This window comes from Microbacterium sp. USHLN272, from assembly GCF_037149655.1.
GTDB lineage: Bacteria > Actinomycetota > Actinomycetes > Actinomycetales > Microbacteriaceae > Microbacterium > Microbacterium galbinum.
The window spans coordinates 749,996-776,219 of the sequence record NZ_JBBCRA010000001.1; the positions used below are offsets into that span (position 1 = coordinate 749,996).

At 69.0% G+C, this 26,224-nt stretch carries 22 protein-coding genes and 1 pseudogene; 4 read left to right on the forward strand and 19 right to left on the reverse strand.

The genetic code is table 11. The annotated features are described in order from the left end of the window. Positions 1-2: 2 nt before the first annotated feature. From WFJ97_RS03805 to rpsO, 3 genes are all read right to left on the reverse strand, one after another. Positions 3-326, reverse strand: a complete 324-nt coding sequence (locus WFJ97_RS03805) for a transcriptional regulator (protein ID WP_336640522.1) — start codon at positions 324-326, stop codon at positions 3-5. After that, positions 319-1,191 (reverse strand): hypothetical protein, encoded by an 873-nt coding sequence (locus WFJ97_RS03810; protein WP_336640523.1) that lies wholly within the window; start codon positions 1,189-1,191, stop codon positions 319-321. Before WFJ97_RS03810 ends, WFJ97_RS03805 begins: the two co-directional genes overlap by 8 nt. A 158-nt stretch (positions 1,192-1,349) precedes the next feature. After that, the gene (rpsO, locus tag WFJ97_RS03815) at positions 1,350-1,619 is read right to left on the reverse strand and encodes a 30S ribosomal protein S15 (protein ID WP_017203073.1); all 270 of its coding nucleotides are present in this window, start codon (positions 1,617-1,619) and stop codon (positions 1,350-1,352) included. Between the two features lie 188 nt (positions 1,620-1,807). Between rpsO and WFJ97_RS03820 the strand changes: the two genes are divergently transcribed. Further along, positions 1,808-3,100 (forward strand): MFS transporter, encoded by a 1,293-nt coding sequence (locus tag WFJ97_RS03820; protein WP_336640524.1) that lies wholly within the window; start codon positions 1,808-1,810, stop codon positions 3,098-3,100. A 28-nt stretch (positions 3,101-3,128) separates the two neighbouring features. On the opposite strand, the gene WFJ97_RS03825 is transcribed toward WFJ97_RS03820, so the two are convergent. From WFJ97_RS03825 to WFJ97_RS03835, 3 genes are all read right to left on the reverse strand, one after another. Continuing rightward, positions 3,129-3,683 carry a YceI family protein gene (locus tag WFJ97_RS03825; RefSeq protein ID WP_247632403.1) on the reverse strand — a complete coding sequence of 185 codons (555 nt, stop codon included), beginning with the start codon at positions 3,681-3,683 and terminating at the stop codon, positions 3,129-3,131. Positions 3,684-3,837: 154 nt separating this feature from the next. Further along, complete coding sequence (locus WFJ97_RS03830; RefSeq protein ID WP_247622738.1) at positions 3,838-4,206, reverse strand: FKBP-type peptidyl-prolyl cis-trans isomerase; 369 nt, start codon at positions 4,204-4,206, stop codon at positions 3,838-3,840. A gap of 203 nt (positions 4,207-4,409) precedes the next feature. Next, positions 4,410-5,786, reverse strand: coding sequence for a PrsW family intramembrane metalloprotease (locus WFJ97_RS03835; protein WP_336640525.1), 1,377 nt, complete (start codon positions 5,784-5,786; stop codon positions 4,410-4,412). Between the two features lie 89 nt (positions 5,787-5,875). On the opposite strand from WFJ97_RS03835, the gene WFJ97_RS03840 reads away from it, so the two are divergent. Then, a complete protein-coding gene (locus WFJ97_RS03840) occupies positions 5,876-6,745 on the forward strand; it encodes a fumarylacetoacetate hydrolase family protein (RefSeq protein ID WP_336640526.1) in 870 nt (289 codons plus the stop codon). Between the two features lie 66 nt (positions 6,746-6,811). On the opposite strand, the gene WFJ97_RS03845 is transcribed toward WFJ97_RS03840, so the two are convergent. From WFJ97_RS03845 to WFJ97_RS03860, 4 genes and pseudogenes are all read right to left on the reverse strand, one after another. Beyond that, on the reverse strand, positions 6,812-8,272 hold the full coding sequence (locus tag WFJ97_RS03845) for an aspartate ammonia-lyase (protein ID WP_247622741.1): 1,461 nt from the start codon (positions 8,270-8,272) through the stop codon (positions 6,812-6,814). A gap of 88 nt (positions 8,273-8,360) precedes the next feature. Beyond that, positions 8,361-9,270: pseudogene (locus WFJ97_RS03850) on the reverse strand (phosphodiesterase). 46 nt (positions 9,271-9,316) lie between these two features. Then, the gene (locus WFJ97_RS03855; protein ID WP_247622743.1) at positions 9,317-9,652 is read right to left on the reverse strand and encodes a peptidase; all 336 of its coding nucleotides are present in this window, start codon (positions 9,650-9,652) and stop codon (positions 9,317-9,319) included. After that, positions 9,649-10,974 carry an inorganic phosphate transporter gene (locus WFJ97_RS03860; RefSeq protein WP_336640527.1) on the reverse strand — a complete coding sequence of 442 codons (1,326 nt, stop codon included), beginning with the start codon at positions 10,972-10,974 and terminating at the stop codon, positions 9,649-9,651. The genes WFJ97_RS03855 and WFJ97_RS03860 overlap by 4 nt, the downstream gene beginning before the upstream one ends. A 155-nt stretch (positions 10,975-11,129) precedes the next feature. On the opposite strand from WFJ97_RS03860, the gene WFJ97_RS03865 reads away from it, so the two are divergent. Next, positions 11,130-13,226: a S9 family peptidase gene (locus WFJ97_RS03865; RefSeq protein WP_336640528.1), complete on the forward strand. Its 2,097-nt coding sequence runs from the start codon at positions 11,130-11,132 to the stop codon at positions 13,224-13,226. Positions 13,227-13,317: 91 nt separating this feature from the next. Here WFJ97_RS03865 and WFJ97_RS03870 read toward each other — a convergent pair whose 3' ends face one another. From WFJ97_RS03870 to truB, 6 genes are all read right to left on the reverse strand, one after another. After that, positions 13,318-14,346 carry an ATP-dependent 6-phosphofructokinase gene (locus tag WFJ97_RS03870; RefSeq protein ID WP_336640529.1) on the reverse strand — a complete coding sequence of 343 codons (1,029 nt, stop codon included), beginning with the start codon at positions 14,344-14,346 and terminating at the stop codon, positions 13,318-13,320. A 208-nt stretch (positions 14,347-14,554) separates the two neighbouring features. Then, on the reverse strand, positions 14,555-16,699 hold the full coding sequence (locus WFJ97_RS03875; protein ID WP_336640530.1) for a DEAD/DEAH box helicase: 2,145 nt from the start codon (positions 16,697-16,699) through the stop codon (positions 14,555-14,557). 200 nt (positions 16,700-16,899) lie between these two features. After that, a complete protein-coding gene (locus WFJ97_RS03880) occupies positions 16,900-17,853 on the reverse strand; it encodes a bifunctional riboflavin kinase/FAD synthetase (RefSeq protein WP_336640531.1) in 954 nt (317 codons plus the stop codon). Next, positions 17,850-18,287: a hypothetical protein gene (locus WFJ97_RS03885; protein ID WP_247622749.1), complete on the reverse strand. Its 438-nt coding sequence runs from the start codon at positions 18,285-18,287 to the stop codon at positions 17,850-17,852. Before WFJ97_RS03885 ends, WFJ97_RS03880 begins: the two co-directional genes overlap by 4 nt. A 56-nt stretch (positions 18,288-18,343) precedes the next feature. After that, positions 18,344-18,712 (reverse strand): hypothetical protein, encoded by a 369-nt coding sequence (locus WFJ97_RS03890; RefSeq protein WP_247622750.1) that lies wholly within the window; start codon positions 18,710-18,712, stop codon positions 18,344-18,346. Then, positions 18,709-19,602 carry a tRNA pseudouridine(55) synthase TruB gene (truB, locus tag WFJ97_RS03895; RefSeq protein WP_336640532.1) on the reverse strand — a complete coding sequence of 298 codons (894 nt, stop codon included), beginning with the start codon at positions 19,600-19,602 and terminating at the stop codon, positions 18,709-18,711. The genes WFJ97_RS03890 and truB overlap by 4 nt, the downstream gene beginning before the upstream one ends. Before the next feature lie 66 nt (positions 19,603-19,668). On the opposite strand from truB, the gene WFJ97_RS03900 reads away from it, so the two are divergent. Next, positions 19,669-20,571: an A/G-specific adenine glycosylase gene (locus WFJ97_RS03900; RefSeq protein ID WP_336640533.1), complete on the forward strand. Its 903-nt coding sequence runs from the start codon at positions 19,669-19,671 to the stop codon at positions 20,569-20,571. Between the two features lie 4 nt (positions 20,572-20,575). On the opposite strand, the gene WFJ97_RS03905 is transcribed toward WFJ97_RS03900, so the two are convergent. The 3 genes from WFJ97_RS03905 to infB form a co-directional block, all read right to left on the reverse strand. After that, positions 20,576-22,732, reverse strand: coding sequence for a LuxR C-terminal-related transcriptional regulator (locus WFJ97_RS03905; protein WP_336640534.1), 2,157 nt, complete (start codon positions 22,730-22,732; stop codon positions 20,576-20,578). Positions 22,733-22,860: 128 nt separating this feature from the next. Then, the gene (rbfA, locus tag WFJ97_RS03910; RefSeq protein ID WP_247622754.1) at positions 22,861-23,295 is read right to left on the reverse strand and encodes a 30S ribosome-binding factor RbfA; all 435 of its coding nucleotides are present in this window, start codon (positions 23,293-23,295) and stop codon (positions 22,861-22,863) included. Positions 23,296-23,429: 134 nt separating this feature from the next. Next, positions 23,430-26,192: a translation initiation factor IF-2 gene (gene infB / locus WFJ97_RS03915; RefSeq protein ID WP_336640535.1), complete on the reverse strand. Its 2,763-nt coding sequence runs from the start codon at positions 26,190-26,192 to the stop codon at positions 23,430-23,432. Positions 26,193-26,224: the final 32 nt, after the last annotated feature.

The following is a 26,224-nucleotide window of genomic DNA, read 5'->3' on the forward strand; positions in this document are numbered from 1 at the left end:
TCTCACAGCGGTGCGCCGCCGCCGAGTGCGACGATCTCCCGCAACGCCTGGAGATGACCGGCGAAGGCTTCCCGCCCTTCGCCGGTCGAGCGCACCCACGTTCGCTGCCTGCTCCCCAGACTCGCCTTGCGCACCGTGACGTAACCTGCGGCGTGCAGGTGGCTGATCGACTTGCTCAGCGGCGAATCGGCGCACTGCAGGATCTCGCGCAGCGTCGCGAAGTCGAGTTCGATTCCCTCACTCAGCGTCGCCAACAGCGAGAACCGGAGCGGCGACGCGAAGTTGTCATCGAGTCGCGTGCGCGGATGGGCGGACCGGTCAGCCACGCGCGCCACGCCCCGGCACGAACGTCAATCCGACGAAGAGCAGCACGACGCCGCATCCGGCGATCACACCCGCCGTCGCTCCACCCTCCGCGCGCCCGACGTCGAAGACCGTCAGCCCGACCAGAAGGGTGAAGCCGATCGCGAGACCCACCTCGTGCGGCCACCGCCAGAGCGCACCGATGGCGGGAAGACCGAGATCGGTCGCACCGGCGCAGAACCAGGCGAGCACGCACAGGGCGAGCAGCAGCAGGAGCACGCTCGCGAGGACGCCCGCCGGGGCGACGGAGAGCATCAGGAGCGCTCCGAGAACGACACCGACGCCGAGCGTGCCGACACGGGCACCCCTCGGTAGAGGCACGCGGGGTACGTCCGGTCCGGGCGGGTCGCTCGACGCGCGCGCCAGTCGCACGGCCCCGTACCCGCCGAAGACGAGGAGGACGAGTGCGCCGGGGAGCACCGTCACCCACCACGGAACGTCGGGCACGAAAACGGCGAACCCGAAGGCGACGAGTGCAAGGACCATCGCGGCTGCACCGGAGACCACCAACGGCCACTGCCCGCGGGTGAAACGCCACTGCAGTCCGCTGCGCTGAGCGGAGCCGCTGAAGATCTGACCGTAGACGAGGAAGGCGAACAGAAGGGCCTGCGCTCCGCCGTCCGCTGGCCGGCGAAGTGCGATCACGCTGGCCACGAGGAAGGCGGCCGTGACCACCGCACTGACGATCTGCAACCGAGCGAGCGCCCGCCGATCGACGGCGCGCTGCCGACGACCGGTCACCGCTCGCGCCTCCTCGAGATACCGTCGGGCAGTCTCCGCATCGGGCGGAACGAGCGCCTCCTGGCCCGCGACGGGCTTCTGGTCCATGATTCGACCTCCTCCGCTTTCCACGGGGAAAGCTTCTTACTTTCCTACGGGAAAGCGGGAGCGAGATCAACCCCTCCGGGAAATGACGAAGGCCGCCCCACACCTGGGGCGGCCTTCTCAAGAATGTTCTGCGCGATTGTACGCTGGCGTGCTCTGCCTTATCGGCGAAGACCCAGGCGAGCGATCAGCGAGCGGTAACGCTCGATGTCGACGCTCTGGAGGTAGCCGAGGAGACGACGGCGCTGACCGACGAGCAGGAACAGACCACGACGCGAGTGGTGGTCGTGCTTGTGCTCCTTCAGGTGCTCGGTGAGGTCCTTGATGCGCTGCGTCAGCATTGCGGCCTGCACCTCGGGGGATCCGGTGTCACCGGGGTGCGTCGCGTACTCTTCGATGATCGCCTTCTTGACGTCTGCTTCGAGTGCCATAGATTCGATCCCCTTTCAGCTTGTTGCGCGGCGCCCGACGCCTGATGCGAGGGCTCTCTTTATCCGCGGCCGATCAAACGGCAACCTGAAGAGTCTACCAGCCCCAGCCCCCTGCCGACGACCGCGATCCGCGCCCACCCGTTCCCCCTCGGATACGCTCGAGAGGTGCAGCACGGCCAGGCATCGCGATGAGCGGATCACGCGGACATCTCATCGACCTCTCCCCTCTGAAGGCGAGCCCCGCGTTCGCTCGGATGTGGATCGGATCGGCCCTCGCCGGCATCGGCGGGCAGCTGACACTCGTCACCGTGATGCTGCACGTGTTCAGCCTCACCGGCAGCACCTTCGCGGTCTCGATGATCGCGGTCGCAGGGCTCATCCCGATGATCCTCGCCGGACTCTACGGCGGCATGCTCGCCGACGCGTTCGACCGACGACGCGTCGCACTCATCGCCGCGACGGTCACCTTCGCGTCCACAGCGCTGCTCGCCGCGCTGACGTGGGCCGGCTCGGAGACGATCTGGTGGCTCTACGCCCTGAGCATGATCACCGCCGCCGCGAACTCGGTCGGCATGGCGACCCGCACCGCCATCGTTCCGCGCCTGATCCCGCGCGACCTGCTCGCGCCGGCATCCGCTCTGAACGGGATCTCGATGGGTCTCACCGTCATGGCGGGCCCGGCTCTCGCCGGGATCCTGGTCGCCCTGACCGGGTACGGATGGACCTACACGATCGACGTCGTCCTCATGCTGTCGATGTTCCTCGGACTCTGGACCCTGCCCGCACTCCGCCCCGAAGGCGACATCGTGCGCCCCGGACTGGCCTCCCTCGTCGATGGCTGGCGATTCCTCCGACGGGCCGGCAACATCCGCATGCAGTACATCGTCGACATCATCGCGATGACCTTCGGCCAGCCGCTCGTGCTCTTTCCCGCCCTCGGCACGATCCTGCTGGGCGGCGGCGCCGTGACGACGGGCCTCCTCACCGCCGCCGTCGCACTGGGCACCTTCGCCTCGAGCCTGTTCTCCGGCCGCGTGGTGCAGTACCGCTGGCACGGACGCGGCATCGCCCGTGCCGTCCAGGCGTACGGCGCGTCGATCCTGGCGTTCGGGATCGTCCTGCTCACGGGCGTCTTCCTCCCGCCGGCTTCCGAGGCCGCACCGAACATCGCCCTCATCGTCGTGGCGTGCATCGCGCTCGCGTTCTCCGGAGCGGCCGACAACGTGAGCTCGATCTACCGCAACACCATGATGCAGGCGGCGGTGCCCGATGCCATGCGCGGCCGCCTCCAGGGCGTCTTCATCGTCGTCGTGGCGGGCGGGCCCCGGGTCGGCGCGCTGTACGCAGGCACCCTCTCGACGTTCACAGCGCTCTGGTTCCCGCCCGTGCTGGGCGGGGTGATCGTGATCGCGCTGGTCGCCGCACTCGTGCGGCGCAGCGCGCGCTTCCACGACTACGACGCAGAGAACCCCGAGCCGTGAACGGCCCGGGGTCCTCATCGCACGCGAATCAGTCCTGCTGCAGTGCAGCCTGCAGGTCGAGGTTGATCGTGACGTCCTTGCCGACGAGCACGCCGCCGGTCTCGAGGGCGGCGTTCCACGTCAGGCCGAAGTCCTCGCGGTTGATGACGGCCTTGGCCGACGCGCCGGCCTTGTAGTTGCCCCACGGGTCGGAACCGAAGCCACCGAAGTCGACCTCGAAGCTGACGGGCTTGGTGATGCCGCGGATGGTGAGGTCACCGTCGACGTACAGCTCGCCGTTCTCGGCACGGGCACCGGTGGAGACGAAGTCCATGGTCGGGAAGTTCTCGGTGTCGAAGAAGTCGGCCGAACGCAGGTGCTGGTCGCGACCCTCGTCCTTCGTGTCGACGGACGAGACGTCGACGCTCGCCTCGACCGTGGTCTCGAGCGGGTTCTCGGGAGCGGTCAGCGTCGCGCTCTTCACGCCGAAGGTGCCGCGCACCTTCGAGATCATCATGTGACGGACACTGAAGGTGACCTCGCTGTGGGAGGGGTCGAGGACGTAGGTGCCGGGGCGGTAGCCGGGGATGTCGATGCTGGTCATGGGATCTCCTTGGGACGTGGGGGCCGCTCGAATGGCGACAGGAAAGGGAACCGTGCTCTCGAAAGATATATTCCCATGAATAAGAATCTCCTGAGTGCAACGGAAGACGCCCCGCCCGCGAACGGGACGAGGCGTCTTCGTGAACGTCGTGGGATCAGCCGACGGCGACGAGGTCGATGATGAAGATCAGCGACTTGCCGGAGAGGAAGTGCCCGCCCCCGGCCGGTCCGTAGGCGAGGTGCGGCGGGATGGTGAGCTCGCGACGGCCGCCGACCTTCATGCCGGGGATGCCGTCCTGCCAGCCCTGGATCAGGCCGCGCAGGGGGAACTGGATGGTCTCACCGCGGCCCCACGAGGAGTCGAACTCCTCGCCGGACTCGAACTCGACACCGGCGTAGTGCACGGTGACGGTGTCGCCGGGCTTGGCCTCGGTGCCGTCACCCTCGATGATGTCGCGGATGACCAGCTCTGCGGGGGCAGGACCGGTGGGGGCGTCGAACTCGGGCTTCGTACGATCAGTCATGACTCCATCCAACCCGAGTGGACGCCGACCGGTCAACGCGACCGCACCTGCTCACAGCGAACACCCTACGAAGTCGCCCTTGACACTCCCGGGAGGCGGGTGCACCCTGGTTTCAAGCCAACTCAGCGCCCGGGAGACATGCAGGCATCGCCGCAGCACCGGGCGCTGAGTCTGTTTGGGGGCGGGGTCCCACCCCGGATCGCTCAGTACGCGAGCAGCGCGGCGCGCGTCGCGCGGGTGCGGATGAGGAGCGCGCGCTCGTCGTCCGACGCGAGCGGATCCCGTCCGGTGATCGCCCGCTGGCGGACGGATGCCAGCGTCGTCGCGTCCTTGATGAACTCGCGCATCAGGGGTCGACGATCTCCACGCAAACGCGCCGCCCAGGCCATTCCGACCTTGCGCCCCGCCGGTGTCGCGAGCATCGTGACCTCCTCGGGAGTGAACCACCCCGCTGCCGCGTAGTCGCTCAGACGCGCCTTCGTCAGTCGCGCCTCCTCCCGGCGCAGCGCGACGATGCCGATGATGAAGCCGGCGAACAGCGGGACTTGCAGCGTGAAATACAGCAGGAAGAAGTCGGCGTAGGTCGCGGATCCGTTCCACAACGCGTGCAGCAGGATCGCGCCCAGCAGGCCGAGGAGCCCCGCGCCGAGGGCCGCCCATGCCGAGGAGTGACGGCGTGCTGCGAGTCCGATCGCGAGTCCCGTCAGTGACGTGAACATCGCATGGGCGAACGGAGAGAGGAGCGCGCGTACGACGAAGGTCACCGAGAGCTGCTCTCCCCCACCCTCGATCAGGCTGATCGCGAAGTACTGGATGTTCTCGGTGAACGCGAACCCCGCGCCGACGAGCGCGCCGTATACGACGCCGTCGATCGGACCGTCGAACGCGCGACGTGCCACCAGGAAGATGAGGAAGACGCCGAATCCCTTCCAGAACTCCTCGACGATGGGCGCCTGCACGACCGCGGCCAGCTCCTCCGCGCGGAAACCGAAGGCGAAGGTGAGCGCGAGATCGACCAGCAGTGTGAGGCCGACCGCAGCGACGGCACCCCACGCGATCGCGAAGATCACGAGACTCCTGGGCTCGGGCTCCCATCGATCGATCAGTCTCACGCCGAGGAACACGATCGCGAGCGGGATGAGCGCGAGCACCAGCCCGATGACGGATGCCGAGGGCCCGAGTGCCACGACGAAGTACCCGATCAGCGCCAGGAGGAGCAGCCCGAGGAATCCGAAGAGCCAGATCGATACGCTGCGCCCCTTGCGCGTCGGCACGGGGAGCGCCGGCAGCCCCTCGGCGGGAGAGGGCGCGGCCGGAGCGGGCGGAGTGTACGGCGTCGGCTGCGCGAGAGCGGAGGCATAGGCCGGCTGCTGCGAGAACTGCCGGGGCGTGTACGCCGACTGCGCGTACTGCTGCTGCGAGAACTGGGGGGCCGGCGCCTGCTGCGGAGCGGGAGGCTGCTGCGGAGCGGGAGGCTGCTGAACCGCCGCGGGCTGCTGCGGAGCGGGAGGCTGTTGCGGGGCCGGCGGCGGGGTGTACGGCGAGGGCTGCTGCGGCTGGGACGGTCCTCCGAAACTCATAGCCACGAGCATAGAGGCCGCAGCGGTGCCCGTAGCGGTATACCGGACGCCTCCGCGGACAGGGCGCAGCCACCGGGTAGCGTAGAGGCATGCGGTTCGCTCATCTGCGCCGTCCGGATTCCCCCTCTGCGGTTCTCGCCGTGGTGGAAGACGCCGACGCCATCCTCGTCTCCGACCTCCTCACCGACGCTCCGGCGACGCTGCAGCAGCTCATCGAACGCGGGGACACCGCACTCGACCTGCTCCGCTCCGCCCTCGCCGACGGGGCCGCGCCCCGGCATCCGCTCGCCGATTGGTCGTTCGCCTCGGCGGTTCTGGCGCCCCCGGCCGTGCTGGCCGTGGGACTGAACTACGCGGCCCACTCGAGCGAGCTGGGTCTCAAGACCGACGCCGCACCGACCGTCTTCACCCTGTGGCCGAACTCGCTGACGGGTCACCAGCAGACGACCTCCTGGCCCCGCGCGCTCAGCGAAGCGGTCGACTACGAGGCGGAGCTCGGTGTTCTGATCGGCACCCCGGCGAAGAACGTCGCGGCGAGCGACGCACTCTCCCACGTCTGGGGCTATACGGTCGTCAACGACATCACCGCGCGGAACATCCAGTTCGCGGAGGCGCAGTGGTCGCGTTGCAAGTCCTTCGACGGCTTCACTCCGACGGGTCCCTTCGCGGTGACCGCCGACGAGATCGCCGACCCGCAGGATCTGCACATCTGGACCGTCGTCGACGGTCACACCGTGCAGGACGCGACGACCGGCCAGATGGTGCGCTCGGTCGCGACGCTCATCGCGCACCTCTCGCAGTCGCTCACGCTGCTGCCCGGCACGCTCATCTCCACCGGCAGCCCGGGCGGTGCCGGCTACTCCCGCGATCCGCAGATCTTCCTCCGCGACCGTTCGACCGTCACCGTCGGCATCGACGGCATCGGCGAACTCACGACGCACTGCCGCATCCTCGACTGATCGTCGTCGGGACGCGGAATCACAGAAGGGCGGATGCCGAAGCATCCGCCCTTCTTCCGTCTCTGCTCAGATCTCGATGAGATCGTCGGTCGGGATGATCGGGATCGCGGCCGTGACGGCCTCGAGTCCGGACAGACGCGCGGGCGACAGCTGCTTGGTGACCTCTTCCCGCGACATGAGGCCGGCCTCGACGACCAGGTCGGCGACGCTCCGGTTGGTGAGCAGAGCGGTCTTCGCGAGCGCTGCCGCGGCCGCGTACCCGATGAAGGGGGTGAGCGCCGTGATCACGCCGACCGAGGCACCCACCATGGTCCCGAGGCGGTCGCGGTTGGCCGTGATGCCGTCGACGCAGTTCACCCGGAGGGTCCACATCGCCTGGCGCATCCAGGTGATCGACTGGAAGATCGAGTGCGCGATCACCGGCTCGAAGGCATTGAGCTGGAGCTGCCCGCCCTCGACCGCCATCGTCACCGTCATGTCCGCGCCCACGACGGCGAAGGCGACCTGGTTGACGACCTCGGGGATCACGGGGTTGACCTTGCCCGGCATGATGCTCGAGCCCGCCTGGCGGGCGGGAAGGTTGATCTCGCCGAAACCGGCCTGCGGTCCCGACGAGAGCAGGCGCAGGTCGTTGCAGATCTTCGAGAGCTTGATGGCGTTGCGCTTGAGCGACGACGAGAACGACATGAACGCACCGGTGTCGCTCGTCGACTCGACGAGGTCGGTGGCGGTCTCGAGGTCGAGGCCGGTGATCTCACGCAGGTGCTTGAGGACGGCGGGCGCGTAGTCGGAATGGGTCGTGATGCCGGTGCCGATCGCCGTCGCGCCCATGTTGATCTCGAACATGAGCGAGGCGTTCTCGGTGAGCCGGCTGTGATCCTCGCCGAGGGTCGTCGCGAAACCGTGGAACTCCTGGCCGAGCGTCATCGGCACGGCGTCCTGCAACTGCGTGCGTCCGACCTTCAGTACGTCGTGGAACTCCCCCGACTTCGCCAGGAACGATCGGCGCAGCAGGTCGAGCTCCTCGAGCAGCGCCCGCAGGGTCAGCGACAGGCCGATCTTCACGGCGGTCGGGTACACGTCGTTGGTGGACTGGCTGCGGTTGGTGTGGTCGATCGGCGAGAGGAACGCGTAGTCGCCCTTCTCGTGTCCCGCCATCTCGAGCGCGATGTTGGTGATGACCTCGTTCGCGTTCATGTTCGTCGAGGTGCCGGCACCGCCCTGGATCACCCCGACCGTGAACTGGTCGTGGAACTCGCCGTCGATGACGCGCTGGGCCGCGCGGTCGATCAGATCCGCCCGCTCCGGATCGAGCACTCCGATCTCGCGATTCGCGCGGGCACTGGCCTGCTTGACCATCGCGAGGGCGCGAACGAGATCCGGGTAGACCGAGATCGGGCGCTTCGTGATCGGGAAGTTCTCGTCGGCGCGGGCGGTGTGGATGCCCCAGTACGCGTCGGCGGGAATCTCCATGCTCCCGAGGGAGTCGGTCTCAGTACGGGTCAGGGTCGGCGCGGCAGATGCCATGTCACATCCTTGTGGGTCGTGGCGAATGAGTGGAGTGGGGGATGACTCCAGTCTACGCCCGCGCCTTCGCCGCGTTCGGGGCACCGCATCAGCGCGTCGGCTTCCGCGAGAACGCCTCCAGACGCGCCTCGGGATCCAGCGCCGCCATCTTCTCGAGCCACGCCTCCGAGAAGTACTCGCCGGTGGGCGCCGTCGTCACCGGCACGACCGTATGCGTGATGGTGTCGGGGTAGACGTGCACGAGGTTGAACGCTTGCGCGGCATCCATCCCGTTGACCTCGGCCGCCGGACGCGCCACGTTCATGGTGTAGCAGGTGGCGGAGGCGACGCTCACGGGCACCCCGGCGAACACCCCGGTCGACGAGTAGTGGAGGTGGCCGGCGAGGATGCCGCGTACATCACTCCCCCGGATCACGGCCTCGAGCTTCTCCTGATGGCGCAGTTCGAGGATGTCGAACAGCGGGAGGTGGCTCGGCAGGGGCGGGTGGTGCATGGCCAGCAGCGTGCCCTGCGGAGCAGGGGTCCGCAGAACGTCGGCGAGCCAGGCGAGCTGGCCGTCGTCGAGGTCGCCGTGGTGCCAGCCGGGCACCGAGGTGTCGAGCGCGATGATGCGCAGGCCGTCGATCTCCCAGACACCCGTGACGGGCTCCTCCGTCGCGGGCGCGTCCAGCAGTCCCTCCCGCAGCGCGGGTCGCTCGTCGTGGTTGCCCGCGACCCAGATCACCCGCGTCCCGAGTTCCCGGGCGACCGGCTCGACCGCGGCACGCAGGCGACGATAGGCGTCGGGCTCCCCCCAGATCGGTCAGGTCACCGGTGAGGACGATCGCTGCCGGAGAGGGGTGAACCGCTCGGATGGCGACCAGCGTGCGCGCGAACGTGTCGTCGACGTCGTAGCGCCCGCCCAAGCGCGCGCCTCCGGCAAGGAAGTGCGGGTCGCTGACATGGATGATCGTGTGCGACGCCGGCTGATGCCGACCGAAGACGTAGGGCCCTGGCATGGCACCAGCCTACGACGGGGGTGGGACGCCGGAGCGCCCTGGGCCGTCAGTGGCCGACGACGATGATGATGATGCCGGCGACGACCGCGAGCGCGCAGAGGGCGAAGCATCCGTACGCACCGACGAGCGACAGGCGCTTCTGCCCGTCGGTGAGCGGGCTCTTGCGCGCCGCCTTGGCGGCCTGCTTCTCGGCTCGCCGGAGGTCCTTCTCGGTGATGACCGTGATCGCGTCCGTGAACTCCGCGGGGCTCACGACAGGAGCGTGTCCGCTGCGCACCAGCAGGCGCAGACCCAAGGCGTAGAAGGTGACGATCGCGACGGCGCCGATCAGCGCCGCGACGAACACCTGGAAGAAGGCGAGCCAATCGATGGAGACGCTCATTCGCCCGTTCCCTTCTCGGTGCTGGCCTCGTCGCGGACCGCGGTCGTGCTCTTCGTGCGCGTGCCGTTCTTGCCCTGCGCTCGCGCATCCGCCTTCGCCTGCTTGCGGGCCTTCGCCTCGGCCTTAGCCTGCTCGATCCGCTGCTGGCGCCGCGTGGGCGGCGGGGCATCCGGCAGATCGATCGCGAGGCCGGACTCGGCCACATCGCTCATCGCGTTCGCGGGCGTGACCGCGTCACGCCGCGAGCGCAGGAAGAGCCCGATGATGACGGCGAGGGCGAGGACCGCGTCGATCGCGATGCCCCAGCCTCCGAGCCAGAGCGCGATGAGCGCGGCCAGCGCGCCGACCGCGCCGGCGGCCGGAAGCGTGAGGAGCCAGCCGATCGCGATGCGACCGGCCGTCCGCCAGCGCACCGTCGACCCGCGGCGGCCCAGACCGGAACCGATCACCGAGCCGGAGGCGACCTGCGTCGTCGAGAGCGCGAAGCCGAATGCGCTCGAGGCGAGGATCGTGGCCGCCGTCGCGCTCTCGGCCGAGAAGCCCTGCGCCGGCTTCACGTCGGTGAGGCCCTTGCCGAGGGTGCGGATGATCCGCCATCCGCCGAGGTACGTGCCGAGAGCGATCGTCACCGCACAGGCGATGATCACCCAGAGGTACGGGTCGGCCTGATCGGCGTTCTGCCATCCCACGGTGATGAGGGCCAGGGTGATGACACCCATCGTCTTCTGCGCGTCATTGGTTCCGTGCGCGAGTGCGACGAGCGAGGACGTGAAGATCTGCCCCCAGCGGAAACCGTCACGGCCGTCGGGCTTGCCGTCGTAGCGACGCGTGATCGAGTACGCCGCCTTGGTGGCGACGAAGGCGATGATCCCGGCGGTGACCGGCGCGATCAGAGCGGGAAGGATGATCTTCGACAGCACCATCCCGAAGTCGATGCCCTGCACGCCCACGCCCACCAGCGTGGCGCCGATGAGACCGCCGAACAGCGCGTGCGACGAGCTCGAGGGCAGCCCGAGCAGCCACGTGAGCATGTTCCAGGTGATCGCGCCTATGAGCCCGGCGAAGATCATCGGCAGGAAGACGGCGGCTTGGATGCCGTCCTCGTGGATGATCCCGTGCGAGACGGTCTTGGAGACCTCGGTCGACAGGAAGGCGCCGACGAGGTTCAGCACCGCCGCGAGGAGCACGGCGGTCTTGGGCTTGAGGGCACCGGTGGCGATGGGCGTGGCCATGGCGTTCGCGGTGTCGTGGAAGCCGTTGGTGAAGTCGAAGAAGAGTGCCAGCAGGATCACCAGCACGACGAGGAGGGCTGCGGTTTCCACCGTTCGCTTTCGGTCGTTGAGGAAGAGGGAGATGTCGACGAGATCGACGTGACGAACGAAGAGTTCACCGTGGGTTTGACTTCCGTTAACCGGCCCCGTTGAATCCTCCCACCGTCCCCGGTGCCGGTCAACTCGACCTGGGATAGCGTGGAGCGGTGACCAACGCCCCGATCGCAGACCGACGCTCGACCCTCCGCACCCACCACGGCGACACGTTCGACGACCCGTACGAATGGTTGCGCGAGAAGGAGTCCCCCGAGGTCGTCGCGCACCTCGAGGCCGAGAACGCGCACACGGATGCCGAGACCGCGCACCTCGCCGGACTCCGCGAGACGCTGTTCGAGGAGATCAAGGGCCGCGTGCAGGAGACCGATCTCTCGGTGCCGACCCGCCGCGGCGGCTGGTGGTACTACAGCCGCACGGTCGAGGGGGCGCAGTACCCGATCCACTGCCGTGCGGCGGCCGACGCCGACGACTGGACTCCCCCGCAGCTGACGCCGAACGTCGCCGTTCCCGGCGAGGTCGTGCTCCTCGACGGGAACGTCGAGGCCGAGGGTCACGAGTTCTTCTCCCTCGGAGCGTTCGACACCTCCGACGACGCGACGAAGCTGCTCTGGTCGACCGACTTCGAGGGCGACGAGGTCTACACGATCCGTGTGCGCGACCTCACCACCGGCGAGACCCTGGCCGACGAGATCCCGAACACCGCCGGCGCATTCTTCACGCCCGACGGCTCGGCCATCCTCTACACGACGCGCGACGACGCCTGGCGTCCCGACACTCTCTGGCTGCACGCGCTCGGAACCCCGGTGTCCGAGGACGTCCAGCTGTTCCACGAACCCGACGAGAAGTTCTGGCTCGGCGCGGGCATCACCCGCAGCCGGAAGTACCTGGTCATCGGCGTCGGCTCGAGCATCACGAGCGAGGAGTACCTGGTGGATCTCGCGGGGCCTCTCACGGCGGAGCCGCGGATCGTCTGGCCGCGCGCCGAAGGCGTCGAGTACTCGATCGAGCACGCGGTCGTCGACGGTGAGGACCGGCTGCTCATCCTCCACAACGACGATGCCCTCGACTTCGAACTGGTCTCGGTCGCGGCCGATGCACCCCAGGGCGCGCGACGCATCATCCTGCCGCACGAGCCCGGTCGGCGGCTGCTCGGCGTCGATGCGTTCCGCGACTTCGCGACGGTCGAGTACCGGGCGGAAGGCCTGGAGCGGGTGGGTCTGCTCGACTACACGACGGACGCCGTCGCGGACATCCCCTTCGACGAACCGCTGTACTCGGCCGGAGTGAGCGGCAACCCGGAGTGGCACTCCCCCTTCCTCCGCCTCGGATACACGTCGTTCGTCACTCCGGGCACCGTGTACGACCTCGACCTCGCGACGAAGGAGCTGCTGCTCCGCAAGCGCGTCACCGTGCTCGGCGGCTACGACCCGACCGAGTACGGGCAGCGGCGGGACTGGGCGACGGCCGACGACGGCACCCGAGTGCCGATCTCGCTGGTGTGGAAGAAGGCGTTCGGAGCCCCGGGCGAAACTCCGCGCCCTCTGCACCTCTACGGCTACGGCTCCTACGAGCACTCGATCGATCCCGGGTTCTCGGTGGCCCGCCTGTCGGAACTCGATCGCGGCGTCGTCTTCGCCGTGGCGCACGTGCGCGGCGGCGGCGAGATGGGCCGCCAGTGGTACGAGGACGGCAAGCTGCTGCACAAGCGCAACACCTTCACGGACTTCGTCGCGAGCGCGCGTCACCTCGTCGACACCGGGGTGACCGCTCCCGACCGCCTGGTCGCCGAGGGCGGCAGCGCCGGCGGACTCCTGATGGGCGCCGTCACCAACCTCGCTCCCGAACTGTTCACCGGCGTGCTCGCCGCCGTCCCGTTCGTGGACGCCCTCACGACCATCCTCGATCCGTCGCTCCCCCTCACCGTCATCGAGTGGGACGAGTGGGGCGATCCACTCCACGACGCCGACGTCTACGCGTACATGAAGTCCTACTCGCCGTACGAGAACGTCCGCGACGGCGTGCAGTACCCGTGCATCCTCGCGGTGACGTCACTCAACGACACGCGCGTCCTCTACGTCGAACCGGCGAAGTGGGTCGCCCGTCTGCGGGAGGCCGGAGCCTCCGACGTCCTGCTCAAGTGCGAGATGGTCGCCGGGCACGGCGGGGTCAGCGGGCGCTACAACTCCTGGCGCGAGCGTGCGTTCGAGCTCGCCTGGCTGCTCGACACGCTCGGCCTCGCCGACTGACCGCGCAAAGAGAAGGCGATCGCGCCGTATGGGTCCGTTCCGCTGAGGAGCGGCCCGATGCGGCGCGATCGTCTGATTCGACCTGACGCGCTCAGCCGAAGAGCGCTGCGGCCTCGTCATAGCGGCTGCGGGGAACCGTGTTCAGCTCGCCCAGCGCCTCGGCGAACGGCACCTCGACGATGTCGGTGCCGCGCAGCGAGACCATGCGGCCCCAGGACTCGGCGACGAGCGAATCCGCCGCGTGCAGGCCGAGGCGTGTCGCGAGGACCCGGTCGAATCCGGAGGGAGACCCTCCGCGCTGGATGTGTCCGAGCACCGTCGAACGCGTCTCGATACCGGTGATGCGCTCGATCTCGGGGGCGAGCACCTCGCTGATGCCACCGAGGCGGGGACGGTTGAACGCGTCGAGCCCCTTGTCGCTGTACGCGGTGTCCATCCCGGTGAGCGTGAAGCCCTCGGAGACGACGACGAGCGGCGCACGACCGCGGTCGTGCGCGCTCGAGACGAGAGCGGTGATCTCGTCGATCGACATCGGCACCTCGGGGATGCAGATGACGTGCGCGCCGGCGGCCATACCCGCGTGCAGTGCGATCCACCCGACGTGGCGACCCATGACCTCGGCCACCATGCAGCGCTGATGCGAATCGCCGGTGGTGCGCAGACGGTCCATGGCATCGGTGGCGATGTTCACCGCGGTGTCGAAGCCGAACGAGTAGTCGGTCGCTCGCAGATCGTTGTCGATCGTCTTCGGCACACCGATCACGTTGATGCCGTCGTTCGCGAGACGGTTGGCGGCCGCGAGCGTGCCCTCTCCGCCGATCGCCAGGATGCCGTCGATGTTGTGCGCCGCGAGCGTCTTCGCGATGTTCTCGGCGCCGCCCCGCGGCCCCTCGTACGGGTTCGTCCGGCTGGTGCCGAGGATCGTTCCGCCGACCTTCGAGAGGCCCTTGACCTCGTGGCGCGTGAGCGGGAAGAAGTCGCCGTCGACGACCCCTCGCCAGCCGTCGCGGATGCCGACGAACTCCATGTCGTAAGTGGTCGTGCCCTTGAGCACGACGCCGCGGATCACCGCGTTGAGTCCGGGGCAGTCGCCACCGCTCGTCAGGATTCCGATCTTCATGCTGTTGCCTCAGACGCTCGGGAGAAGGAAAGGGGAAAGGCGACGCTGCCTGCGATCGACACTAGTGCCATGCGCCCGTCGAGCGCCATTCGAGCATGTCGAAAACCGGAGATCTTGCCGACGAAAAAGGGCCATCCGGCACAACTTCTCCGAATGGCCCTTCTCTGCCCTCGAATCGCAATCAAGAATCGCGATTCTTAACGACTTTTCACGCGCTGCGCAGCGTCTCCCGTAGCAGATGCATGAGCGCCCCGAGCTGCACGGGCTCGGCTGCCGCATCGTCGACGGCCTCGCCGTCGAGCGCACGAGCGGCCAGGCCCTGCTTCTGATCGATGAGCTCGGCGATCTTCGTGTCGATCGTGTGCGCGGCGATGATGCGCCACGCGGTGACCGGCTCGTCCTGACCGATGCGGTGCACGCGGTCGATAGCCTGCGTCTGCTCGGCCGCCGTCCACGACAGCTCGGCGAGCACGACGTTCGACGCCGCCTGCAGGTTGAGACCGACGCCCGCTGCGGTGAGGGAGCAGACCGCGATGCCGACCTCGGGGTCGCCGTTGAAGTCGTCGATCGCCTGCTGACGGACCGTCGTCGTCTGGTCGCCACGGATCGAGACCGAGCGGATGCCCGCGGCGGCGAAGTGCGCCTCCGCCTGATCCATCACGTCGATGTGCTTCGCGAAGAACACGACCTTGCCCACCGAGCGCTGCAGCTGCGCGGCGTAGTCGGCTGCGAGCGACGCCTTGGCCTGGCCGATACGCCGGACCATGGTGAAGACGTTGTCGCCCCCGGTTCCGGCTGCCTTCGACTCCTCGAGCTCGTTCTGGGCGACGAGACGCACGATGTCGTCGTCGATCTCGCCCGGCGCGAGGCCGCGATCGCCACGGGCCTCGATGATCCGACGGTAGCGGGCGGCGAGACGCTCCCCCAGCTCGCGCTCGGCCTGGCGGATGCTCCGCCCGAACTCGTCGTCGAGCTGCACGGGGAGATCGGCGATCAGTTTGTCGGGCAGATCGGCTGCGACGTCCTTCTTCTTGCGGCGGACGATCCCCATCGAGATGACGGCGTCGCGCGCCTCGGGGTAGAACGCCTTGTCGGCCGGAGTGAATCCGGTCGCGTCGAGCTTCTCCATGAGCTCCGGACCGGGCTTCTCCCCCGTGGTCCAGCCGAGGAACCGCCAGATCGCGTCGAAGTCCTCGACGTCGTTGATCAGCGGCGTACCGGTCAGGGCCAGCATGAGCGGCTTCCCGCCGGGCGCGCGCTCGCGCACACGAGAGGCCAACGACAGCACGTTCTGCGAGCGCTGCGACGACAGGTTCTTTATGAAGTGCGCCTCGTCGACGACCATGCCGCGCAGTCCGATCGACGACAGCCACGAGAGATGCCGATCGAGGATCTCGTAGTTGACGATGAAGATGTCGGCGAAGGCGTCGATGTCGTCGCCGTCGCCCTGGATCACGGTCGCACGCCGCTGCGGCGTCCACCGCTCGACCTCGCGCGCCCAGTTCATCTTGACGACGTTCGGGACCACGACCAGGAGCGGGTAGGCGCCCGCGACCGAGGCGGCGAGAACCGACTGGGCGGTCTTGCCCAGGCCGGGCTCATCGGCCAGGAGGAAGCTGCGATGCCCGTCGCGAACCGCCTCGAGGAAGCGGGACTGATGCACCATCACCTCGAGACCCTTCGGCGAGATGTGGTCGTACTCGGGTGCCGGAGGCAGCTCCATGCTGGCGGCCGAGCCGCCCGCACCGGTCTCGAACGCCTTGTACAGCGGGCCCATCAGCTCCCAGCCGTCGAGGCGACGGCGCGGGGTGGTGGTCACGCGCGGCGTGAGATCGGGGGCGAGGAACGGGTTCGCGAGCTGGCGGGCCTCGACCGACGGCGGGGTCACCTGACGCTCGGCGATCGCCGCAGGAACGACGGAGATCTGAACCGGCGCGGCATCGGCGATGATCAACTCTTCCGGAGCGAGCTCCGCACCGGACTCGAGCAGCCAGTCGCGGCGCATGCGCTTGGCGACCGGCGAGGTCGCCTGGTCCGCTTCGAGCAGCTGGATGAGCGACGTGTCGCGCGCCGCCGTCTTGGCGAGGATGGTCGCGACGCCGTCGAGCCGCTTGAGCAGCTCGGCGCGTGCGGCATCACCGATGTCGGCATCCGCTTTGACCCTGGCGCGCTCTTCGCGTACCAGGAACGCGATCACCTGGAACTTGACGCGGTTGGTCGGTCCCAGCTTTCCGCGCTGGGACTTGGCCTCGATCTCGCGCACCTTGCGCGCGAGGATCGGGATGAGGGGCGCCTCGTCATCGCGACGAGACGACTTCTTGCGCCGTGTGGCGGCGGTTGCCGTGGTCGGCATGCTCCTCCTGAGCGTGAAGGCCGGAACGCCCCAGGGGCTCCGGCGCTCTGTTGTCCGCGTGTGGCGTGAGCCAGGACCGTGCGGATGTAGATCGATCATCTCGCCGATGCGCGCAGGACGCGGAAGATTCGACGATGACTGCCACCACTCTACGCCATCCCGGGCGGGGAACCCCCGTGGCGACGCGCGCGGCGGACCGATCAGGCCGTGTGCTCGCGCAGCACGCGCTCCGCATCGCTCACGTCGGCGGCGATCTGCGCCGTGAGCTTCTCGATGCCCTCGAAGGCGACCATGCCGCGCAGGCGCTCGGTGAACTCGACGGTGACGTCGTGCCCGTAGAGGTCGAGACCGGTCTCGCCGAGCACGTGCGCCTCGACCTGACGCTCGAGCACATCGTCGAAGGTCGGGTTCGTCCCGACGGAGATCGCGGCGGGGTGACGGATGCCCGTGTCGTGGTCGATCAACCATCCGGCGTACACGCCGTCGGCCGGGACGAACGCATCGACGACGGCCGACAGGTTCGCAGTCGGGTATCCCAACTCCCGTCCCCGCTTGAGGCCGTGGACGACGACGCCGCGCACATCGGGTGAGCGTCCGAGCACCCGTGCGGCGCCGGTGACATCGCCGGCGATGAGGAGCTCGCGGATCCACGTCGACGACACCCGTCGTGCGGAGCCGGGAAGGTAGACGTCATCGACCACCTCGACGGTGAACCCGTGGCTGGGCCCCATCTCGCGCAGCAGCTCGGGGGTGCCCGCACCGCGGTTCCCGAAGCGGAAGTCCTCGCCCACGAGGACGGTCGAGACCCCGAGAGCCGCGACCAGGATCTCGGTCACGAAGTCCTCGGCGCTGAGCGAGGCCATCTCCTCGTCGAAGGTGAGCAGCAGCGTGGCGTCCAGACCGAGCTCGCCGAGGAGCTCGAGTTTGCGCTCCACCGTCACGACGTTCTCGGGGCAGCGGTCGGGCCGCAGGATCGCCAGCGGGTTGCGGTCGAAGGTGACGGCGACGGAACGCGCGCCCGTCTCGGCCGCTCGTTCCTCGAGCCGTCGGATCACGGCACGATGGCCGGCGTGCACCCCGTCGAACTTACCGATCGCCACGATGCTGGGGCCGAAGCCCTCCGGGACCTCGGCGAGATCGCGGAAGACGATCACGCGTCGACCTCGACGGTCGTCCGTGCGACGTCCGGCCGGTTGGTCCGCAGCCACCAGATGCCGAACACCGGGAGCACCAGCGGGATGAAGAGGTATCCGCGTCCGAACAGCGACCACACGGTCTCGTGCTGGAACTGCTCGGGGATCAGGATGCTGAGCAGGCCCACGACCAGGACACCCGTGAGTTCGAAGACGATCGCCACCCAGGCCACGGTGTACCAGCCGCGCCGCCTCGCGAGCACGAGCGCCAGGGTCGCGAGGATGTAGACGACAGCGGCGACGGCCGAGAGCGAGTACGCGAGAGGAGCCTCGTCGAACCGTCGGAAGATCTGCACGAAGCTCCGGCCGGTGGCCGCGAGCGCCATGACGGCGTAGACGATCACGAGGACGCGACCGATTCCGGTCATCCTGGTGGTGGGGGCGGTGGTGCTCATAGCGCATTCCATCCTAGATGCGCCAGAAGGGACCGACGTCCGTGTGCGGCTCCGGGTTACGCGATCTGCACGGTCCAGATGACGTGCATGCGCCACACCATGATCGCGATGGCCAGGGCGGCGACTCCGAGTATGACGGTGCTCCAGCGGCTGCGCTCCATCAACGCCCAGAGCACGGCCCCGACCGGCAGGAGCACGGCGGAGACGAGATAGACCCAGAACTCGAGGAGATCCCCCGTGGGCGGGTTCCCCACGAGTGGAGCGATGATCGCGGTGACCACCTGGGCGACCAGCAGGGCCTCGACGAGGGCGACGGCGCCGACGGACCAGTCGCTCGGGCGACGGCCGGCGAGTCCCGCCACGACGCAGAACGCTCCGGCGACGACCGCCACCACGATCTGGGCGAGGGTGAACCACAGGATCATCGGGCACTCTCCGGCATGTTCATGGCGCTCTTGAGGTCGCCTCCGCGTTTCTCGACGACACCGACGAGAACGCCCTCGTCGTCGATGGCCGCGACCAGCGGTGCATCGATCCGGCCGGCTTGGCCGGCGAGTCGCTTCCCGTGGCGCAGATCCCGCGCTTCCTCGGCGGAGACGGACAGCACGGGCAGGATGAGCTCCGCGGCCTGCGCAGGGGTAAGGACCGGAGCCCCCTCGAGGGAGTCGATGTCGACGGCATCCGCGACGTCGAACGACCCCACCCGGGTACGCCGCAGCGCGGTGAGGTGCCCGCCGACGCCCAGCGCGGCACCGAGGTCGCGGGCCAGCGACCGGACGTACGTACCGGACGAGCAGTCCACGATCACGTCGAGATCGCGGATGCCGTCACCCGCTCTGTCGCCGACGACATCGAAGCGCGAGACGACGACGTTCCGCGCGGCGAGGACGACCTCCTCCCCCGCACGGACGCGATCGTATGCGCGGCGACCGTCGACCTTGATCGCGGACACCGCGCTGGGAACCTGTGAGATCTCACCGGTCAGGGCCGAGATCTCCGCGGCGATGCGTGCGTCGGAGACGTCCGCCCAGGCGGCGGGATCCGCGTACGCGGTGATCTCTCCGTCGGCGTCGTCGGTGCCCGTGGCCTGTCCGAGACGGATGGTCGCCTCGTAGGTCTTGCCGGCGCCCACGATGTAGGTGAGGAGCCGGGTGGCACCCTCGATGCCGATCACGAGCAGTCCGGTCGCCATCGGGTCGAGCGTTCCGGCGTGCCCGACCTTGCGGGTGCCGAACGCACGACGCGTGCGCGCGACGACGTCGTGGCTGGTCAGCCCTGCGGGCTTGTCGACGAGGAGGATGCCCGGCAGAACCATCCCTCCAGCCTACGGTGCCCGGCCGCACGGGCGAACACGCGGTCGCGGCTCGAATAGGCTTGTCGGATGCCGGAGACGCTCGAGAACCGCGACCGGGAGATCGCCGCCCCGGTCATCGACTGGTACCGTTCCGCGGCTCGCGATCTGCCCTGGCGTCGGCCGGAGTTCCACGAGCGTTTCGGCGCCTGGGGCGTGCTCGTGAGCGAGTTCATGCTGCAGCAGACGCCCGTCGCCCGCGTGATCCCCCGTCTCGATGCGTGGCTGGAGCGCTGGCCGTCGCCGGCGGACATGGCCACGGCCTCCCCCGCCGAGGTCGTGCAGCAATGGGCGAACCTCGGCTATCCGCGCCGCGCGCTCTGGCTCCACCGTGCGGCGACGGAGGTCGTCCGCGAGCACGACGGAACGGTGCCCCGAGACGTCCCCGCGCTGCTCGCGCTCACCGGGATCGGCGACTACACCGCCCGCGCGGTGGCCGTCTTCTCCTACGGCGACCGGCATCCGGTGGTCGACACCAACACGCGCCGCGTGCTCGCGCGCGCCGTCGACGGCATCGCGCACCCGGGCCCTCCCTCACGGCGCGACCTCGCTCTGATGGAGGCGCAGATGCCGGTGGACGACTCCGCCGCCGCGGTGTTCAACGCCGCCGTCATGGAGCTCGGTGCCACCGTGTGCACCGCACGCGCGCCGATCTGCGAGGAGTGCCCGATCGCCGACCGGTGCGCGTGGATCGCCGCGGGGAGTCCCGCGACGGTGGACACGCGCCGAAAGCAGGCGGCCTACGAAGGATCGGATCGGCAGGCGCGCGGCGCGGTGCTGCGCGTGCTCAGGGAGATCGCCCCCGCAGGGATCGCCCTGGAGGATCTGCTGCCGGACTGGCCGGATCCGTTGCAACGGGATCGCGCGATCGACTCGCTCGTCGCGGACGGGCTCGCCGAGGCCGGGAACGGAGAGATCGCGCTACCGCACTGACTCCTCACAGCAGCTGATTGGTCCGGTGAGCCAGCACGGTGAGCTCGACCCGCGAGCGTACGCCGAGCTTCGCGAACGCCCGTCCGATGTGCACCTCGACCGTGCGCACGGACACCACCAGCGCTTCCGAGATCTCCCGGTTGCTCGCGCCGGCCGCCGCCCGCATCGCGACCTCGAGCTCGCGCGCGGTGAGCTGCTGCGACCATGCTGCCCGGCACGCCGCCAGTGGATCGATCGCCGAAGATGCGTCATCGGCGTCGAGGGTCGCGATCCGGCGCACGACCGATCGCGCCCAGGCGTGAGCCCCCGAGAGCTCGAACAGGCTGAGGGCCGTGCGCAGGTGCTCGCGAGCGACGACCGCCTCCCCGCGGATCGCCGCACGGGTACCGAGCATCGCCTCGATGCGAGCGCGCGCGAACGGCGACCGCAGAGTGCGGGCCGCGCGCAGGACCTCGTCGCGCTCGGAGTGCCAGCGCACATCGGGAGCGGTGGCGACGCGTGTACGGAGCGAGCGGGCGAGGCTGACCTCCGGGGGCTCGATGAGACGCACGGCCGGTTCCTCGTCACCGCCCGGGCGGATCTCCTCGAGCCCGGGAACGGCGAACGACGTCTGCGGTGCCCCGAGCTCGCGCCACAGCCGGACGAATCCGGCGGCTCCGTCGAAGTCTCCGTCGAGGAACGCCTCGATGCCCTGATCGACCAGCAGATCGATCCGCTGAGCCGACGGCAGCGCACAGGTCAGCGCACGAGCGAACGGTCCCAGTTCTCCGAGCACGGCGAGGTCGAGCCTGCGGGCGAGAACGACACCGAGTCCGGCGAACGGCATGCTCACCGGGAGCGTCATGGATGCCGTGAGCAGATGCTCGCGTGCCTCGGCCATGTCACCGCGCCAGACCAGGAGCAGGGCGTGCGCGACCGCGCGGTACGCATCGACGAGCGGACTCCGCTCGAATCCCTCCACGAGCGGATCCACACCCGACGCGAGCGCGTCCTCATGCGCGAGCAGACGCAGCCCGACGTCGATCCGTCCGTCGAGAGCGGAGGTCAGCGCGCGCATCAGGCCTCCCGTCACCGGGCCCGTGCCCTCGGCATCGTCTTCTTCGGACTCGCCCACGAGCAGCCACGCGAGGGCGACTGCGGGGTCTCGGAGCTTCGACTCGACACCGACCCGGGCAGAGGCGTACCGCAGCGACTCCCGCCAGGCGCGCATGCCCCGTCGGTCACCGCGCTCCGCGCACAGGGGCACGGCCAGCGCCGCTCCCCGAGCGATCGAGTACCAGTCCTCCGGTGCATCCGAGGCCGGGCGCAGCGCCTCCAGGTCGATCTCGGGAACCGACCCCTGCAGGTGAGCCTGTGCGATGAGCAGGCCGGCGAGGCCCTGCAACCGATAGCGCTCCGTTCCGTGCGGGAACAGTGTGCCCAGCCAGGCGGCAGCCTCGAGCGCGTACCCGCCCCCGATCGCGGCCGCGCCGGTGACCATCCGAGCTTCGTCGAGATCCTGTCCCGCGGCGTGCGCGGCCGCCTCGCGCGCGATCATCAGGGCGCGATCGGCGTGCCCCGCTTCCGACAGCCCTCTCGCGATCCGCGTGAGTTCGCGGGCGGATCCGGGGTCCATCTCCAGCGACGCGCGCGCTCGATGCCAGTCCGCCTCGATCGTGCGCCGCTGCCGCGCGAAAACCTCGTGCAGACGCGCGTGCACCCGGGCGGCCTCGCCCGACCCCATGCCGTCGGATATCCAGATCGCGAGTCGCCGGTCCTGGAGACGGATGCGGCCGGCGTGCAGGTCGAGATGCCCGCCGATCGCGGATGCCGCGAGATCCTCGGCCGTGCGTCCGTCGAAGGCCAGCAGCGGCTCCAGCTCGTCGGTCAGCGTCACGGCCAGCGCGAAGAGAAGAGCACGATCACGCGCCGAGAGATCGAGCCCTCGGAAGGCCTCGACGACGGCGGGCACCATCGGGAGAGGAGACGGCAGCGGAAGCAGCCCCTGGCGCTGCCCGCGCGTCAACGCGGCCGCCACCTGACGGATCGTGGGCGCACTCGCGTGCAGATCGACCATGAGGCGCGACAGCACGTGCGGCGCGCACCCGATCTGTTCGTCGATCAGCTCGCCGAGCAACGGACCGACCGTCGCCCACGCGTGACTCGTTCCTCCGGACACCACTGCGCCGTCGATGATGCACCCCCTCGCACCGGATGAGACGCTTCTCATCCGGTGCGACGGTAGCAAGCAGAACCGCGACCGCGACGGTCATCGACCGATATACCCAACGCGTCTCCGCGCAGGCGGGATCAGCGGTCGGAGTCCTCGTCTTCCGCGCGCACGTACGGGTCGGCGTCGCCGGCGTGCGAGGCGGAGGAGGCGAGCTTCGCCACCTCCGCGTCGCGCTCCTGAGCCTGACGCAGCAGCGCGGTGATGTGGTCGGCGTTCTCCGGTAGCGCATCGGGGATGAACTCCAGCGTGGGCACCAGACGGGTGCTGAGCTGTCGCCCCACCTCGCTGCGCAGCATCCCCGTGGCCGAGGTCAGCGCCGCGCCGCTGGCGATGCGCTCCTCCTCGGTGCCGAGGACGGTGTAGAACACCGACGCGTGCTGGAGGTCACCGCTCACGCGTACGTCGGTGATCGTCACGAAGCCGAGCCGCGGGTCGCGCAGCCCCTTCTCGAGCCGCTCGGCGAGGATCACGCGGATCCGGTCGGCGAGGCGAGCCTGTCGTTCTCCAGCCATGCTTGATTCTCTCTCTTCAACCGCCGAAGCGGCGTGAAACTGTTGCGGAGGCGATGGATGCCATCGGGATAGTCGGGGTCTTGGGGGTTCCCGTTATCCCGATGGCATCCATCGCCGGAGCGACTCAACGAGGATCAGCCGCGCGGCTTCTCCACCAGCTCGGTCGTCTCGATCTCGTCACCGATCTGGATGTCGTTGTACTTGCCGAGGCCGATACCGGCTTCGTAGTCCGTACGCACTTCGGTGACGTCGTCCTTGAAGCGACGCAGCGATTCGATCGCCAGGCCGTCCGCGAGGACGACTCCGTCGCGGATGACGCGGGCCTTGGCGTTTCGCGTGATCGTTCCCGATCGCACGATGACACCGGCGATGTTGCCGAACTTCGAGGAGCGGAACACCTCGCGGATCTCGGCGACACCCGACTGGACCTCTTCGTACTCCGGCTTGAGCATTCCCTTGAGGGAGTTCTCGATCTCGTCGATCGCGTTGTAGATGACCGAGTAGAACCGGATGTCCACGCCTTCGCGGGAGGCGCGCTCGCGCGCCTTCGTGTCGGGGCGGACGTTGAAGCCCACGATGATCGCGTTGTCGATCGTCGCGAGGTTGACGTCGGACTCGGTGATCGCACCCACACCGCGGTGGATGATGCGCAGCTGGACGGAGTCGTCGACCTCGATCTTGAGCAGCGATTCCTCGAGCGCCTCGACGGCACCCGAGACGTCACCCTTGATGATGAGGTTGAGCGACTCGACCTTGCCCTCTTCGAGCGCCCGGGTGAAGTCCTCGAGCGAGATGCGCTTGCGGGCCTTGGCCAGCTGCGCATTGCGCTCGACCGCTTCACGCTTCTCGGCGATCTGGCGAGCCATGCGGTCCTCGTCGGTGACGATGAACACGTCACCGGCGCGGGGCACCGAGTTCAGACCCTGAACCTGGACCGGACGCGACGGGTAGGCCTCGAGGACCTGCTCGCCGTTCTCGTCGGCCATCGCACGCACACGTCCGTAGGCGGTGCCGGCGACGATCGCGTCTCCGACGCGGAGCGTTCCGGACTGGATGAGCACCGTCGCGACCGAACCGCGGCCCTTGTCGAGCTTCGCCTCGATGGCGACACCGCGAGCGGCCTTGTTCGGGTTGGCGGTGAGGTCGAGACCCGCGTCGGCCGTGAGCAGCACGGCGTCGAGGAGCTCCTGGATGCCGGTGTTGGCACGCGCCGAGACGTCGACGAACATGACGTCGCCACCGAACTCCTCGGCGACCAGCCCGTACTCGGTGAGCTGCTGGCGCACCTTCGACGGGTTGGCGTCGGGCTTGTCGACCTTGTTCACCGCGACCACGATCGGCACGTTCGCCGCCTGGGCGTGGTTGAGCGCCTCGACCGTCTGCGGCATGATGCCGTCGTCGGCCGCGACCACGAGGATCGCGAGGTCGGTGACCTGGGCACCACGGGCACGCATGGCCGTGAAGGCCTCGTGACCCGGCGTGTCGATGAAGGTGATGGCACGCTCGATGCCCTCGTGCTCCGTCCACACCTGGTAGGCACCGATGTGCTGGGTGATGCCGCCGGCTTCGCCCTCGATGACGTTGGTCTGACGGATCGCGTCGAGCAGTCGGGTCTTACCGTGATCGACGTGACCCATGACGGTGACGACCGGCGGACGGATCTCGAGGTCGTCGTCGCTCTCCTCCTCCAGCTCCTTCTCGAGGTCGAGACCGAAGCCCTCGAGGAGCTCCTTGTCCTCGTCCTCGGGCGAGACCATCTGGATCTTGTAGCCGAGCTCCTCGCCGAGGACCTCGAACGTGGCCTCGTCCAGGGACTCGGTGGCCGTGGCCATCTCACCCAGGTTGAAGAGGATCGTGACGAGGGTTCCGGGCTGGACCGTGTAACCGGTCAGCGTCTCGATCTTGTCGGCGAAGTCCGCGATCGACGCACCACGGCGCATGCGGATGATCTCCCCGTTTCCACGGGTGACGTTGACGCCGCCGACGACCGGGGCGCTCCGCATCTCGAACTCTTGCCGCTTCGCCCGCCGCGACTTGCGCTGCTTGCTCTTGCCGCCGCCCTTACCGAACGCACCGGCGGTACCACCGCCGGGACCACGGCCACGACCGCCGCCGCCACCGGGACGACCGGCGAAGCCACCACCGGGACGTGCGCCGGGACCGGCACCGGGTCCACCGGCGCCACCGGGACGACCGGGGCCGCCGGGACGCTGCTGGAACGGAGCACCGGGACGACCGCCCTGTCCACCGCGAGGGGCACCGGGACGGGGCGAGCCGGGACGCGGAGCACCCGGACGGGGTGCCCCGGGGCGAGGCGCCTGCGGGCGCGGGATGTTGCCCGGAGTCGGGCGCTGTCCCATGCCCTGCGCCGAAGCGAAGGGGTTGTTCCCCGGGCGAGGACCGGTGGGACGCTGTCCCATGCCCTGGGCCGAGGAGAACGGGTTGTTCCCCGGGCGCGGAGCGCCGGGCTTGGGCGCGCCGCTGTCACCGGCGGGCGCGGCGGGTGCCGGTGCCTCCGGTGCAGAGGCCGCCGGGGCGGGCGCGGACGACTCCGCAACGGGAGCCTCCGCAGCGGGCGTCTCGACGACCGGTGCGGGTGCGGGCTTGGGACCGGGCTTGGGGCCCGGGGTCGGCGCCGACTTGCCGGCCGGCTTGGCCGCTGCCGGCTTGGCGGCTGCCTGCTTGGCGGCGGGGCTCGCAGCCGGAGCAGTCTCAGCGGATGCCTTGAGCGAGGGGTCGGCATCGATCGCCGCGCGCAGCTTGCGCGCCACCGGCGGTTCGATGGTCGATGAGGGACTTTTGACGAATTCGCCGAGTTCCTTCAGCTTTGCAAGTGCGACCTTGCTGTCGACGCCGAGTTCGGCGGCGATCTCGTGTACGCGTGGTTTACCAGCCACAATTCTCCTGTCTGGGGCAGTCTGCCCAGACA

What these genes read in the sequence shown, in the direction of transcription:
- WFJ97_RS03810 (WP_336640523.1), bottom strand. Translation starts at nt 1,191, where the DNA reads ATGGACCAGAAGCCCGTCGCGGGCCAGGAGGCGCTCGTTCCGCCCGAT.
- rpsO (WP_017203073.1), bottom strand. Translation starts at nt 1,619, where the DNA reads ATGGCACTCGAAGCAGACGTCAAGAAGGCGATCATCGAAGAGTACGCG.
- WFJ97_RS03820 (WP_336640524.1), top strand. Translation starts at nt 1,808, where the DNA reads ATGAGCGGATCACGCGGACATCTCATCGACCTCTCCCCTCTGAAGGCG.
- WFJ97_RS03825 (WP_247632403.1), bottom strand. Translation starts at nt 3,683, where the DNA reads ATGACCAGCATCGACATCCCCGGCTACCGCCCCGGCACCTACGTCCTC.
- WFJ97_RS03830 (WP_247622738.1), bottom strand. Translation starts at nt 4,206, where the DNA reads ATGACTGATCGTACGAAGCCCGAGTTCGACGCCCCCACCGGTCCTGCC.
- WFJ97_RS03835 (WP_336640525.1), bottom strand. Translation starts at nt 5,786, where the DNA reads ATGAGTTTCGGAGGACCGTCCCAGCCGCAGCAGCCCTCGCCGTACACC.
- WFJ97_RS03840 (WP_336640526.1), top strand. Translation starts at nt 5,876, where the DNA reads ATGCGGTTCGCTCATCTGCGCCGTCCGGATTCCCCCTCTGCGGTTCTC.
- WFJ97_RS03845 (WP_247622741.1), bottom strand. Translation starts at nt 8,272, where the DNA reads ATGGCATCTGCCGCGCCGACCCTGACCCGTACTGAGACCGACTCCCTC.
- WFJ97_RS03855 (WP_247622743.1), bottom strand. Translation starts at nt 9,652, where the DNA reads ATGAGCGTCTCCATCGATTGGCTCGCCTTCTTCCAGGTGTTCGTCGCG.
- WFJ97_RS03870 (WP_336640529.1), bottom strand. Translation starts at nt 14,346, where the DNA reads ATGAAGATCGGAATCCTGACGAGCGGTGGCGACTGCCCCGGACTCAAC.
- WFJ97_RS03875 (WP_336640530.1), bottom strand. Translation starts at nt 16,699, where the DNA reads ATGCCGACCACGGCAACCGCCGCCACACGGCGCAAGAAGTCGTCTCGT.
- WFJ97_RS03885 (WP_247622749.1), bottom strand. Translation starts at nt 18,287, where the DNA reads ATGAGCACCACCGCCCCCACCACCAGGATGACCGGAATCGGTCGCGTC.
- WFJ97_RS03890 (WP_247622750.1), bottom strand. Translation starts at nt 18,712, where the DNA reads ATGATCCTGTGGTTCACCCTCGCCCAGATCGTGGTGGCGGTCGTCGCC.
- truB (WP_336640532.1), bottom strand. Translation starts at nt 19,602, where the DNA reads ATGGTTCTGCCGGGCATCCTCCTCGTCGACAAGCCCGCAGGGCTGACC.
- WFJ97_RS03900 (WP_336640533.1), top strand. Translation starts at nt 19,669, where the DNA reads ATGCCGGAGACGCTCGAGAACCGCGACCGGGAGATCGCCGCCCCGGTC.
- rbfA (WP_247622754.1), bottom strand. Translation starts at nt 23,295, where the DNA reads ATGGCTGGAGAACGACAGGCTCGCCTCGCCGACCGGATCCGCGTGATC.